The organism is Pseudomonadales bacterium (assembly GCA_024234435.1).
Classification (GTDB): domain Bacteria; phylum Pseudomonadota; class Gammaproteobacteria; order Pseudomonadales; family Porticoccaceae; genus JACKOF01.
Map to the genome: position 1 here is coordinate 1,875,311 of JACKOF010000001.1, position 14,291 is coordinate 1,889,601.

At 48.0% G+C, this 14,291-nt stretch carries 11 protein-coding genes; all 11 read right to left on the reverse strand.

What is annotated here, in order from left to right:
• Positions 1–32 precede the first annotated feature (32 nt).
• On the reverse strand, positions 33–806 hold the full coding sequence (locus H7A02_08655) for a CbbQ/NirQ/NorQ/GpvN family protein (GenBank protein MCP5172320.1): 774 nt from the start codon (positions 804–806) through the stop codon (positions 33–35).
• Between the two features lie 67 nt (positions 807–873).
• Positions 874–2,196, reverse strand: coding sequence for an FAD-dependent oxidoreductase (locus H7A02_08660; protein ID MCP5172321.1), 1,323 nt, complete (start codon positions 2,194–2,196; stop codon positions 874–876).
• Positions 2,197–2,279: 83 nt separating this feature from the next.
• Positions 2,280–2,684: a hypothetical protein gene (locus H7A02_08665; protein ID MCP5172322.1), complete on the reverse strand. Its 405-nt coding sequence runs from the start codon at positions 2,682–2,684 to the stop codon at positions 2,280–2,282.
• Positions 2,685–3,104 (reverse strand): hypothetical protein, encoded by a 420-nt coding sequence (locus H7A02_08670; protein MCP5172323.1) that lies wholly within the window; start codon positions 3,102–3,104, stop codon positions 2,685–2,687.
• Positions 3,105–3,109: 5 nt separating this feature from the next.
• Positions 3,110–4,042 (reverse strand): 2Fe-2S iron-sulfur cluster binding domain-containing protein, encoded by a 933-nt coding sequence (locus H7A02_08675; GenBank protein ID MCP5172324.1) that lies wholly within the window; start codon positions 4,040–4,042, stop codon positions 3,110–3,112.
• A gap of 95 nt (positions 4,043–4,137) precedes the next feature.
• Positions 4,138–4,689, reverse strand: a complete 552-nt coding sequence (locus H7A02_08680; protein ID MCP5172325.1) for a molecular chaperone TorD family protein — start codon at positions 4,687–4,689, stop codon at positions 4,138–4,140.
• A complete protein-coding gene (locus H7A02_08685; protein ID MCP5172326.1) occupies positions 4,686–7,598 on the reverse strand; it encodes a molybdopterin-dependent oxidoreductase in 2,913 nt (970 codons plus the stop codon). The genes H7A02_08680 and H7A02_08685 overlap by 4 nt, the downstream gene beginning before the upstream one ends.
• Positions 7,595–8,677 (reverse strand): respiratory nitrate reductase subunit beta, encoded by a 1,083-nt coding sequence (locus tag H7A02_08690; GenBank protein MCP5172327.1) that lies wholly within the window; start codon positions 8,675–8,677, stop codon positions 7,595–7,597. Before H7A02_08690 ends, H7A02_08685 begins: the two co-directional genes overlap by 4 nt.
• Positions 8,678–8,722: 45 nt before the next feature.
• A complete protein-coding gene (locus tag H7A02_08695; GenBank protein ID MCP5172328.1) occupies positions 8,723–9,328 on the reverse strand; it encodes a hypothetical protein in 606 nt (201 codons plus the stop codon).
• Between the two features lie 600 nt (positions 9,329–9,928).
• Positions 9,929–12,373 (reverse strand): TonB-dependent receptor, encoded by a 2,445-nt coding sequence (locus H7A02_08700; GenBank protein ID MCP5172329.1) that lies wholly within the window; start codon positions 12,371–12,373, stop codon positions 9,929–9,931.
• Between the two features lie 176 nt (positions 12,374–12,549).
• Positions 12,550–14,202: an AMP-binding protein gene (locus H7A02_08705; protein ID MCP5172330.1), complete on the reverse strand. Its 1,653-nt coding sequence runs from the start codon at positions 14,200–14,202 to the stop codon at positions 12,550–12,552.
• Positions 14,203–14,291: the final 89 nt, after the last annotated feature.

The window sequence follows — 14,291 nt, forward strand, 5'->3', positions numbered from 1 at the left end:
TAATCAGGAAAATCATAAATAAAGCGTCGCCATCAACCCAGGAAAGAAGCAATAATTTCGTGCAGCCCCTGGGATGTTTCAGCATCATCAGTAAGCGGCACAATAATGGCGCCTTTTGCGGCCTCGGCGGGCGACAGACCACCTACAATAAGTCTGGCTGCGGTAATAAGGGTACGAGTTGAAGAAACTTCAGGCATGCCACTGACATCCAGCTTCCGAATAGCATTGCCGAGCTTCACCAGTTCCCGGGCAATCGTTTCATCCACACCCGTTTCTGTTGTGACAATACGAACTTCCTGCTCAAACTCCGGGTAATCCAGTTCAAGACCAACCATACGCTGACGTGTAGAAGGCTTCAGATCTTTTAAAACACTTTGATAACCCGGGTTGTAGGACATGACCAACATAAAATTATCCGGCGCCTTCAATGACTCACCCAAGCGCTCAATGTTCAACTCACGCCGATGATCGGCAAGCGGGTGAATAACAACTGTAGTATCTGCCCGGGCCTCCACAACTTCATCCAGATAACAGATGGCCCCTTCACGAACAGCACGGGTCATAGGTCCATCTACCCAGACAGTGTTTCCCCCTTCCAACAGATAGCGGCCAATCAAATCTGCGGCTGTCAGGTCTTCATGACAAGGTACTGTAATCAAAGGCACGTTTAACTGCTCTGCCATATACTCGACAAACCGGGTTTTCCCGCATCCGGTAGGCCCCTTGATCATCACAGGCAAACGCTCCCTGAAGGATGAAGAAAAAACCTCTACTTCAGAACCTATTGGCAAATAAAAGCTCGACATAAAATTGGGCCTCGTGCATAAAAAAACCTGCGGCAACAACCGGTGCTACCGCAGGCAGAAAAACAAATTATTTTGAAGAAGCCGCGTCCATCAACTGAATTGCGGCGCGCTCACCACTGAAGACCGCTGCTTCAATACCGGCTTGAGAGAAGTAATCTCCCGCCAAAAAGACACCTTTAGGCATTTCGTTACGGACTGCATCGAGCTTTCCGTAAGATCCCGGTTTAGCGATGTTGAGTCCTTTATCGTAATGGAACAAATGCACAAATTCGGGTTCTTCCTCAGGCTTTCCAAATGCTCGGTAAACGTTATCCAGAGCATCCTGCTTGATTTCTTCATCACTCATATGCTCGAGGGGTGGCGTTGTAAAGTAAACTCCCACAAGCTCACCGCCTTCTGGTACAGCAGAAGGCTGGCGGTGACTTTGCAGAACCATTGCTCCGATGCTGCGAGGTCCTTCACCGTAACCAACAGGCAAGACAATATCTACCGGATAGTCAGGCCACGGATTCCTGGAAAACCCAATTTGCACATGGGCATAATCGGTGTAAGGCGCAGCCATAAGCTTGTCGTAGGATGACTCGGAAATAAAATCTTTCATCAACTCTGCAGAAACAAAAGCCTCAGTAGCAACCACCAAACCGTCCGCGGTATGAGTTTCACCGTTAGCATCTACTTCGTAGCCCTCACCCACCTGACGGATGGCCGTAACAGGTGCCGAGAGATGAACCTGCGCGTTCTTACTGTTTTCCATCATCCAGTCGCTCACCTGACCGGGGCCTTCCGGCGGAACAGACAACTTCATTTTGTAGGCTTGCTGAATAATAGCAATTGGAAACGGTGTAGACATCCAGCTACAAGGGACAGCATACAGAAAGTCCATTAACGGGCGCATAATATATTCGTAAGGCCTGTCGCCCAGATGTTTTCGTGTCCAGGATTCAAGGTCTTCACCATGATCGAAGCGAGCCAGATCCTCTCCATCAAAGGGGTTTTTTGCTCCAGGGCTTAATAATAACTTAATGCCAGCGGCAACAATTTTCGCTCTGTCGCCAAACGTCAGTTTGGGGATTTTTAAATAACTAACAAGATCGACAAAACTGACAGGGTAACGAGAATCATCATTATCCAATAGCTCGGACGCCCCGCCCCACGGAATCAAGTCGTCATAACGACCCATCTCTTTCAGAATAGCGCTGGTGCGAGGGTAAATACCCCCCATCAAAAACAGCGCGCCGGTACCAACACTAAAATCACCTATTTGAATATGTTTTGTTCTGCCACCAATTTTATCGGTAGCCTCAAAAACAGAAACTTCGTGCCCTTGTTTGCTTAAGGTATAGGCTGCTGCACAGCCGGCGGGGCCACCACCTACAACAATAAATTTCACGACTCTCTCCTCATACTAATAATCAACAGGCCTAATTAATTGCCGAGACCAGCTAAAATCGTTGGTTGTACATTCTATTTACACTATAAGTTGTGATTAAGTCTCACATGCTCTTCATCTCGAGCGAAAATTACCATCTTGTCGGCCTGGCCCTGGCGAATAAGCTCCAGCATCACATCCAGCCGCTTATTGGTTTCAATAGCTGTTGCTATGCTGCCGTTCTCACCCAACAACATGGTGATACACATCATGTCCCAGTCTTGCCCCATCAGGCCTCCTGCGTTCACCAGGTCCTGAAAATTGTTGATTTTCTGCAGTGGTTTGTCGACACATGTAACAGGGCTCAAGCTGAGTCCTTCACCTTCTTCCATAAAGGCCGCTTCACAAACTACCGCACAAATAGTTTGCGGCTCCTCCCGCTGTTTACCGTAGGAGAGGAAGTTATCAAAATCCGTTCTAGCTTCATCAACAACTGATATTTTTTCCACTTACGACCCTACCTTGTTCAGTTGGGCAACCTCACCCAGTGCATTGAATATTAAAAACCGTTCAGCTTCACCCTGGTGGATCACTTTTACCATAACTTCCAACCGTTGGTCAATTTGCGCTTGATCTATTTTTTCGACATCTGCCACAGTGACATAGAGTAAATCCCAGGCACGACCACTTTTTAGAGAATCTTCCAGCAAGCCTTCAAAGCTAGACACCTCATCTAAAGTTTTGTCGATATACATTAATGGCTTTACTGAAAAGTCGTCGTCAATTTCATCCACATCTCCGACCATATCATCAGCAGACCTCAACTCCTTTTCTGCAAACACCAGCAAAAGCTTCTGTGAAAACGGCTTCTCTCTGGCCACGGCCAAGAAGCGGTCAAACGCTGTATCTTCTAACAATTGTGCGGCCATAGTTATTATGCCTTCTCCACCGATATCGAACGGCAACGTTCGGGCGCTAAAGCAATAAGTTGATTCGCAAGCTCAGGTGCAGCCGCCACGAGCACAAGTGTGTCCTGACCAGCTTTATCTATAGTGGCCTTAACCAGGTTGAGTACATCTTCGTCATTATCTGCAGCGGCAAACTGGTTTAATACCGAATCAGGCAACACCGCTGACATCAAAGCATTATCAAAATACGTTTTCTCAACACGACTCTGTACGCAGAACAGGCTCAATTGACCTCGATGGTCACTCTGGGTTGCCTTACTCAACAGGCTCAAACCACTCGCCAATGCTTCATCGACAGCGACAACCAAAACATCCTGATCATGCAACGACTCATTATAATAACAGTCCCCCAGAGCCGTCTGAATTTCAAGGCCGTCTTCAACCGCTAACTCAGAGAAAATATATTGATTCAGGGGGTCGTCAGAATGATTGGCTATATGAAACTCCATTAAACCACCCTCTTCACCCCGCACGCTGGCGATAGGAAAATCCCCCGACAGTCCGTCAACATTGATCAATGTCGTGTATTGACCCGCCTGATAAACAAACTCATGGGCCGGGCTCAAAACAAGCTTAACGACATTCTCTGATAGGTGCTCTTTTTCACGAACCATGGCAATGAATCGTGTACGCTTCTCCCTGTCAGGCCGGCGAATAGTCATTGGCGCATATACTGCACACTGGCAGGTAAGAAAATAATTTTCGGCAATCAGTTCGTCGCTTAAGCCAATCTGGGTAAAGGGTAACGGTGTGCCTTCCTCAGCTTTCATCATGCAGGAATGGCAGATACCACCGCGGCAAAAATTAGGTATTGCATGACCATTTTTCAGCAGTGTATTCAGCACAGTATCAAAGTCATCGACCTGATAAGTGTGATCTTCAAAACGTAATTCGGGCAAGAAATATCTCCGGCATCAAAAGAAAAATTCTGACTAATTCAAAGCGACCCTGTGCCGCTCGGGAATGAACTGTCAGAATAAGTGGTAAAGTGCTATCAGGCTGCCTGGTCTGAGCCAAGCCCCAACTCTTCAACCAACTGGTGTAAGTCAGCATTAATGACTTCCACGGTCATCTCCACAAGAGCCAGACATGCTTCAGAATCGGCACGAAAGCTCTCGGCAATACCGTGAACCAGTCGCCGCACATGACGTTGAATAAAGTCACGTTGCGCCTTCCTGATAGGCAGTACATCATCCCCTCTTTCAGCGGCGTTAGCCTCCAGGGTACAAAGAAACTGCATAAACTCGAGTTCAATTGAAATATGGTCCGGCATCAAGGCGTCAGGAGCACGGCTCAAACCAAAGAAATGATAAAACCTGAGTAACTCTTCATTCAGATTAGTAGAGTGCATTTCCTTGTTGTAGTTGTACTCGCGTACGGAGCAAGCCGTTTTGCTAGCTGCAGGGTCAAAAGCTTCCGTGTAATCGACAGCGGACAACAGACTTTGCTTACCCGGTTCAGGGTAAGCAAAGGCCTGAGCCAAACGCCCATATACTTCGCTGCGAGCTTCCGGAGTGCGCAGGTCGAGTTTTTCTTCCTCACTCATATTTTGTAACCCTTAGGCAACTTTTCAACTTCCACCCGGGTATCTCTGTCGTAGAACGAGTTTTGCCCCATAAGAATCCCGGCGCGCAAGTGTGGATGACCACCGGCCATCTCCACCGGGTTCAGCGGAGAAGGCGATACACTATTCATATCACCTTTGCCCGGAAACTGGTATTTTTCATAGGCATGGAACATCAATGACTGGCCGGGACGCAGACCTGGCGTAACTTTCGCACGCGCATTAAAGCTGCCAACATCATTGTAGATTCGTATCCAATCCCCATCCACAATATCCCGCTCTGTTGCATCAGGTTTTGACATAAGGAATGCAGGATCCGGGCGGTGGAGTCGCATCATCAAATCATGATCACGCCAGGTTGAGTGGATACTCCAACGGGTTTTACCACCGGTCATCATCAGCGGGTAATCACCGCCCATTTTGGGTGCTTCCTTGTAGCGCGGCAGATGCTCATCCAGCTCAAGATAAAAGGGGTGATCGATATAGAACTGTATCCGACGACTCGCTGTTGGCCAGGGAACCTTGTCACGAATATGGTAAGTCAGCGGCACAATTGTGTCGTTCTCGGGAATATCACACATATTACCAATAGAACTCGGCTCCATCGGCAGCCTCTCGAAGCGGGCAAAGCCTTTCTTCTTGGTCTCTTCCCAGGTCATTTTCGTATGCGTTTCGGACAGGTCGTAAATGGCTTTTGCCACCTTGTCGTCGTCATGCTCGGAAAACTCCCCGTCCATGGTCAAATCTTTATACAGGGTGTTCAGGTCCACATCGACACCTTGAGGGCTCTTCACGCTGGTAATACCACGAGCGATAGCCCTTTCCTGAATATGCTTGGCCATCATCACGATTACTCCCCAGTCACTGACCGAATCGCCCATGGGCTTGGTCGCAGCTTCTGTGGTGGTCAGGTAAGGCGAGAGCGGAGTTACCCACTTCAGGCTGGTGCGTTCATACCACGGAGCAATCGGCAATACGTAATCGGCATAACGACCAGTGGAGTTGATCCTCCAGTCCATCACCACGATTTTTTTCAATTTCGGCCACAGCACTTCCAGCAGCTTTTCGCTACCGCGCATGCGGCGCATGCTGTTACTCACCAATGAGATCATCATCCGAGGGTCTGTGCCCTTAGGTGGATTCAGTGGCTGCCACTTCTTATCGAGGCACTCTTCAAGATAGGAATAAATCGGCCGTTTCAGATTGATATTCCATTTTTTCTGTACCTCCGGGTCTGACGAAAGCTCGGAAATACCACCATGTACTTGCCAGAACAGAGAACCAGAAGTCCAGATGGGCGCTTTAATCGGGCGGTTTTCGGGGTCAAACATCATATGACCAAAATCAAACATGGCCATCTCGATGGTATCGCCCGCCTCCAGCTTGGGCGCGAACAACTGATGCTCCAGCTGGGCGAACATTTCTTTAGCGTCTTTAATATGTGGCGCGACCTGGAACTTGTCTCCACCATCAGGCGTCAGCAGAGGGAAGCCAGCAAAACCGGCACCTTTACGACCCATATTACCCGTGAGTGTAAAGATCATACCCACAGCACGCTCCATCAGGTTGCCGTGATAGAACTTGCACATAGTGGTCTGAGCAACACTGGAAACAGCCCTGGCGTTGAGAATCTCGTCAGTCAAACGGCGAATCATGGAAGGCTTGACGCCACACACCTCGGACATCGCTTCAGGCGTATAAGGTTCCATGCGATCCAGCAACAAAGAATAAACACTTCTGACTTTGATCTTACTGCCATCTTTAAGTGTTACTTTCTCGCTGACATTCAGCTTTGGATTCAGCTCTTCCAGTTTCAGAGTCCTGAAGGGCGCAACCTTTACATTACCCGAGACTTCGTCCCAAAGGATAAAGTGATCATCCCTGCCGCCTTCTTCGAGATCAGACTGTTTGAGGAACTCGTGTGTGTCCTGACGAACCAGCAACGGCAAATCAGTTTGTTCCTTCACAAAATCTTCTTTGACGGCTCCGCGTTCAATAATTTCGTGTACTACAGCCATTGCCAAAGCGCCATCGGTACCGGGTTTCAATGAAACCCAAAGATCGGCCTTGGTAGCAGAAGGGCTCAGGTCAGGGCATACCGCAATAATTTTTGCACCACGATATTTGGCTTCCAAATAAAAGTGGGCTTGCGGTATCTGTGTCTGAATAGGGTTCCCGCCCCAGAATAAAATCAGATCAGAGTTAAAATAATCATCAGCAGAACGCTCAAACTGGATTTTGCCAAACATCTCCAGAGTACCGCGACGCGAATCACCAATTTCGCCATCCATATCCAACCCGATGGATTGGGTCAGCATACTGAAACGCCCTTGGGCGGCAGTCGACACACCCAAATCGATCCCCGGACCTAAATCCCATATCAGGCGATCGGTGCCCTCTTCTGTGACAACATCGAGGTAAGTATCCGCAATATCGTCCAGCGCTTCTTTCCAGGAGACTCGCTCCCACTTACCACTTCCTCGCGGACCAACCCGACGCAGCGGGTGAGTGATACGAGTATCATCGTACATACGGTTACTGAAACATCCGCCTTTTTGACAACCACGAGGGTTAAAGTCTGGCAGGTCTTCATTAACCATTTCATATTCGCCGGCTTGTTCTTCCCGAAAAACAAGCCCGTCTTTGACAAAGACATCCCAGGCGCAGTGCGCCTGAGTCCAGCAGTTAAGGTGATGAGTGCTTCTTACTACCTTATCCCAAGACCACTGGTGACGGAAAATATCTTTCCAATCTTCGTAATCGGGAATTTCCTTGGTCGTCAGTTCCAGAACACTGGCAGCAGATTTGGCGACAAACCCCGGCATCGCGAGGGTACCTGAGAGCGCTGCGAACCCCTTCAGGAAACTGCGACGATCAAAATCTACACTCATGACTTCACTCCTGCATCCCACATCTGAACAGCGGATGAATTATTGTTATCAGTCAGTCCAACCATCCGCACAGGGCTGGCAGTCACGACATCTCGAGGGTGTTTGGTAAAAGGCCCGAACAGGTCTAACCATTTACGGGCAATCAGCAAGTCCATCAGTTCAGACTCACCACCATTTCTAACCTTCACTCGCTCACTTTCAATCTTATCCAGCACGCCTTTAACCGACGGGCCAAACAGATACTCGAGATAATCTAACGGAATACGGGACTCGTCCGTAGGTTCACCGTTTTCATCAAACTTGGGAGAAGAAATTGGTGGGACGTAATACACATTAGGCTGGGTACCGTATTCAGAGTGTAACGGCAACGCAACTTTATGCTCATGAACCAACTTGTAGATAGGTCCTTCCGGATCATCCAAATAACCCACAAAGCGTAAACGCCCTGGACATTGACGAGAACACGCCGTCGTCACACCTTCATCAATACGCGGGAAACAGAAAATACACTTTTGAGATTTGCCCAGGGTTTCATTGAAATAAATCTTTTTGTAAGGGCAGGCTTCCTGACAAAAGCGGTAGCCACTGCAACGTTCTTCATTAATCAGGACAATGCCGTCCTCTTCACGCTTTTCAATCGCTTTACGTGGACAGGCTTCAAGACAGGCTGGGTGTGTACAGTGGTTACAGATACGCGGCAAATAGAAATAATAACTGTTGGGGTACTCCCCTGCGCCTATATCTTCATCCCAGTTAGGCCCTTTCCAGTTTTCACCATTATTCCACTCGCCGTAATTAGCCTGAAGGAAGGCGTCTTCTTTGCCTCCGTGGAACACTTCATCGTAGTTGAAATCCCAGGCTTTACCAAAATCTTCTTCACTGGGGCGATAGCCTTTTTGGGCTTCTCCCTCACGAAAGCCACCCCCCATCTCTTCATACCCGTGGGGAGTACCCGTACCAGGCTGGGTGTTAACCGTGTTCCACCACATGTGCTGCATGCCTTCGCGCCGGGTCCACAATGTCTTACAGGCGATTGAACAAGTGTGGCAACCAAGACACTTATTCAGATCCATTACCATGGCAATTTGTCTTTTACTCATTATTATCTCCTGACTATGGCCCGATTAGGCGTCTACAACAAATGGAACCCAGTCCACCGAAAATGCTTTTAACCCGGCGCGCTCATCATTAGCTCCAGACCAAAGGGCAAAACCAACTTTTTGTTCAAGCCCCGGATACAACGGAGCAACACCAGCCCCCTTCCCGAGCACTCGCGTTAACACAACGTGCCATCTATCGCCGTCAGCTTGAGCCTTAGAAGAGATTTTAATTTGCGGACCGGGGTCTGAAAGCCCTATTCCCTCGGCTTTAATAGACTTAACCCCTTTGTTAGCTTTCCAGTGCAAGATATGAATAGGAGCGTCTCTGCCCCCCATCAGCACTAACATAGGGTTGCCACTTACAGGGAACGCAACCGCAACAGCGTCGGGAAAATCCCCGCCCTCGGGAGATACACCCTTCCAGGTTAAATAAACAGCCAGTGTTTCACCATCATGCACGCTTGCCACGTCCAGTTCACCCACTAACCCGTGAGGTGTCTCCGCCCGCGAATTACGAATATATGCCGTCGGCTGCATCGCCATTGGGGTGGGTATCATATTGATCTTATCTGTTTTAATTTGAGACCAACCTGCGGACATGGGATCCCGGTAACTTTCGATGCTAGACACTCTGCTGCTTTTCAATGGTTTATCTCCATAAAAGATTTAGCTTGTAGAACTGATATTGATAACCACTTGGACTACATTTGAAGCGATAATTTAGCGCATAAAACATCCGCCTCCTTCAATGACTGAAGAAGGAAACCTTAAATATTAAAAAGAAACCAAGCGGAGCTAAAATCCATATCAATCAGAACTTCTCAAAACCCAAATGATAATTATTATCGATTAACTATAGTATGCTAGTGGATTAAAATTCAGAGTATATGCTCTTTCTAAAAAAATTTAAAATAGAGAAATGCCCGAGATAAGAAAAACCGCGAGACGGCTTCCCAGAAAACAAACTGATATAAATATCAGTTAATCACGTTACCCCCTGAAAAGTATTGAAAATATTGTGAGTATTCCGACAAGTGCAAGCACGAAAGGATTGCACCGCCAGCACAACCTGATTTTTTTAATTCTCGGCAACGAGCGACCAATTGTTACAATGGCACACGATTTACCGTCAAAATGATGCAAACCCTAGCAAATATGATTCAAAACAGTCGCTCACAAAAAAGGGGCTGTTACCAGCCCCTTTTATTACCCAGTATCAACTTATACGGATCAGTACTTATAGCCCACTGTCAATCCATAGGTGCGGGGACGTCCAGCAACACGAGCACCATTTTCTGAAGAAGCGATAACCGCATTGTAGTAGTACTCATCAGTAAGGTTTTTGCCCCAGAGCATAACTTTCCATTTGCCGTCCTGAGATTCATAGCCTAAGCGAGCACCTACGGTTGCATAGCTCTCAATTTCAAAGTAGTTCTTAGTGATCGATTTAGCTGTACCTGCGTCAATTCGATCCTGCGGTAACGCAATGTCATCGCCGTTAAATACTGCATCAGATGTCGATTGACCAATGACGCTAACCCCGGCAAATAAGGAGCCACCTGACTCAAGCTCTGTTCTGTAATCCAGATCCAGGCTATAAGTGAATTCAGGTGTATAAGGCAACGCATTTCCGGACAGGTCTTCCGCAATGGCGTTATTGGCGGGGTCAGACGGGTTTACACCCAGTACCGAGAACCCAATGTACTCATCAACTTCAGAATCCAGGTAAGTAACCGCCGCCGACAACGTTAATTGATCCGTCAACTGTGCAACGATATCCAGTTCTACTCCGGTAATTGTGGATTCAGGAATATTCACCAGGCGATCCAGTGGTCCAAAAATGGGGTCGGGAATTTTGCCCCTTACTTGCTTATCTTCATAATCATAGTGGAACACCGCACCATTCAATTGAACAGAGCTATCCGCGAGAGAAGCTTTAAAACCTGCTTCATAAGCCAGTACAGATTCCTCCGTTACCGGTGCCAGCTCATTGATTGTCGCCGCACTAAGCGTTGGATAACTACCGGCTTTGTAGCCCTGAGAAACGTTGGTGTAAATCAGAATGTCATCATTCAGCTGGTAATCCAGACCAATGCGCCAAGACACATTGTCTTCCGCCAACTCATCAATAAACAAGCTACCCGGGATACCCGCCTCAGGCGTCAGAGTACCGGATGCGCCTGCTGTCGCATCCAGCGTAAAGCAATCACCAACAGCAATGGGGTCCATGAATCGTGTGCTTCGACCACCAAGAATATTGAACAAATCAGCCACATTACTGCCATTTCCAAACGGATCAGGCACACCATCCAGATTCGGAGGGGCATAACCGCAACTTTCAGCATCAATTGTGGTATCGGTATAACGCGCGCCCACTTTCAACGTCAGGTCATCGGCCAGCTCGTAATCAATATTCGCAAAAACAGCATACGACTCAATGTCCTGCTCCATCGTGGAGCCGCTACCATTAATAAACAGTGCTGAAGCTCGGTGACTGGTATTACCTACATACCTTAGTAATTGATCTTCTTTTGTTTGACTGTCTTCGTAATTAGCACCAATCACCCAACGGAAATTTTCTTCGTCACCAGCGAGGCGGATCTCCGCAAAGGTAGAATCAATGGAGCCTTTATTGTATTCAAAGTCAGCAGCAATCAGCGTCATACCGTCGCCGTCATGAACCTGATCCTGCTCATAGTCACTGTAAGCAACAATGGCAGTCAGTGTTTTAGAATCCGAAATTTCGAAATCACCACGAACTGACGCTTGGTAGAACTCCTTGTCACCCTTAGGCTCGAAATCCTCTGACCAATCTGCTGCACGAGGGTCTTCATCGGTGAAAGGCACGGCAACAACTTCTGCCGCTTTGCCTGGAGCCAGATCAAACCGCTTAGGGCTTGCTGCAACAAATTGAAATGCCTGGGGGTCTGACTTGTCACGCCAACCATTCAGGTTAACGGTGATTTCGCTGGTTTCCGAGGGCTGGAAGTTTAATAACAGTCTCGCTGCTGTGTAGTCTTCCTTTCCATTCTCGTCGCCAGGGCGTGTTTCGCTTTTTTGCCATTCATCGGCTGTCACATTTTGAACAGACAAGCGAGCACCAACCGTATCGCTCAGAGGAGCACTGACAAAGGCATTGGTTTCAATCTTGTTAAAACGTCCATAACTGATATCACCGCCATATGACAACTCATCTGTAGGCTTCGCGGCAATAAAGTTAATCGCTCCACCTGTGGAGTTCTGCCCAAAAAGAACGCCCTGCGGCCCTTTTAAAACTTCAACTCGCTCCAGGTCATAGGAGCTATGAGAAGCCATCGCCGGAAACGGCAAAGGAATCTCATCAACATATAAGCTCACAGACGGGTAAACACCCAATGAACTTTCGTTAAAGCCAACACCACGAAGTGTCAAAATAGGCGTGTTTTGTTGGCTGTTGGCAAAAACCAGGCCTGGAACTGCAGCCGTGATCTCTTCTAACGAAACGAGCTTCTGTTCGGCCAGCTTATCGCCGGAAACGGCTGAAATAGACAAACCGATATCATTAGCGCTTTCAGCGCGCTTATTCGCAGTTACGATAATTTCTTCCAATGCAGCGTGAGCAACGCCGGAGAAACAGGTTGCCACAACCGCAGCAGATAATAGTTTCTTTCTCATAGTGATTTTATGATTATTCATGATCTTCCCCTTGTCATATTGTTGTACCAACATACTTGCTTGATTATAGCTATAACTTGCTTGTCTTGATCAAGTATGTTGTTTGGCGATCATATCCCTTGTTTTTGCGTTTTACAACCCATCCATAATAAAAACCTTTCCCGCTCGGCTGGCTATCCACACCGGTAAAAACGGCTCTATCGTTCTCCCTGAAATCGGCTGTATTTATCCTTTAACATTTTCTTATTGATTTTTCCTGTACCGGTTCTGGGCAGACTATCGACAAAGAGCACGTTCTCGGGTACCCACCACCGGGCAACTTTGCCAGTGAGGTAATCCCTAAGGCCCGCCTCATCAATGTTGCTGCCAGCTATTCTCACTGCCAGCAACATTGGTCTCTCCTGCCACTTCGGGTGGGGAATCCCGATTACCGCAGACTCCTGTATTCCGGGGTGTGAACTGACAACTGATTCGATAATTGCCGGGCCGATCCACTCCCCTCCCGACTTGATGAGATCCTTGGATCGATCCACTATCTCAAGACAACCATCCGGGTGAATACAGGCAATATCTCCCGTTCTGAACCAACCATCTTCGGTCATATATCCAGAGCGTTCTTCATCACCGTGATTCAGGTACTTCGAAATAACCCAGGGCCCTTTGACAAGCAGGTGGCCTGACGTTACCCCGTCAAATGGCACAACACCGTTATCATCATCAATCAGGCGCATTTTCATTCCAAAATTAGCCAAACCACCTCGATATTTCTTTTTGATCTTTTCCTCGTGAGACAAGTGCGCGTATTCACTTCCAAGAACAGGCATTGAGCCCATCTGGGCTTCAGTCATTCCCCAGGCCTGCGCAACATCGAGACCAAACTGGTTTTCCAGCGCATCAATCAAGGCAATACTCGGCCTGGAGCCCGCGAGCACCACTTTTTTCAAGCTCCCGAAATCCTTATTCTCTCGCAGGACATAATCAAGCATGGACTGTAAAATCGTGGGAACACCAGCCGCCAGGCTCACCCGAGCCACATCAATAAGCTCACACAACTTGGCGGGATCGTAATCCCTTCCCACCAAAGCCAGTTTCGCGCCCAGAAATGGCGCCGCAAAGGGCATCATCCAGGCATTTCCGTGGAACATCCCGGTCAGCGACAGAAAAGACAGGCTTTGCCCATCGGTCTGGGGGTAACCAAAAAACCCTTTACTGGCAGAACTAAGCATCATCAGAACATTACCGCGGTGTGTATACACCACCCCTTTGGGCTTACCGGTTGTACCTGATGTGTAGCACACGGTGCAGGGACTATCCTCATCCAGGGAAGGCCACTGAAAGTCTGCACTTCCGCTCTCCACCAGATGATCATAAGCAAAAAGATTTTTAAACGGGTGCTGCGCCGGAATATGCTCGACATCGTCCAGCCAGACGTAATACTCAACCGTTGTCAGATCTTCTGAAATATCGGCAACAGCCTGCCAGGTAAACCTGTCAATACAAAGCGCCCGGTTAGCAGCATGATTAATAATATAAATAAGGTCCTCAGAGTGAAGTCTGGGGTTAATAGTGTGCAGCATCCCACCCATACCCGGAACACTGTAAAAGAGTTCGAGATAGCGTCGCGTACTCCAGGCAAAACCGCCGACACAATCGCCTTGTTTTAGCCCCATTTTGAGGAACGAGTCGGCAACTTTTCGGCTTCGAATAGCGATCTCGCCGTAACAAGTCTGTTCGACGCAATCATTATTCTCTCGTGAAAACACCTCCACTTTCGGATAAACCTGCTCGGCGTATTCAATAATATCGCTGGTGATCAGCGGTGTTTTCATCATGTATGAATCATCAGCCATGGTTCCTGAAACTCCTGGAATCTTTCATTTGTTTTCTGTTGAAGCTCATTATCCAGTGTGATTCATCACTGAACTGTTGAGACAACAGT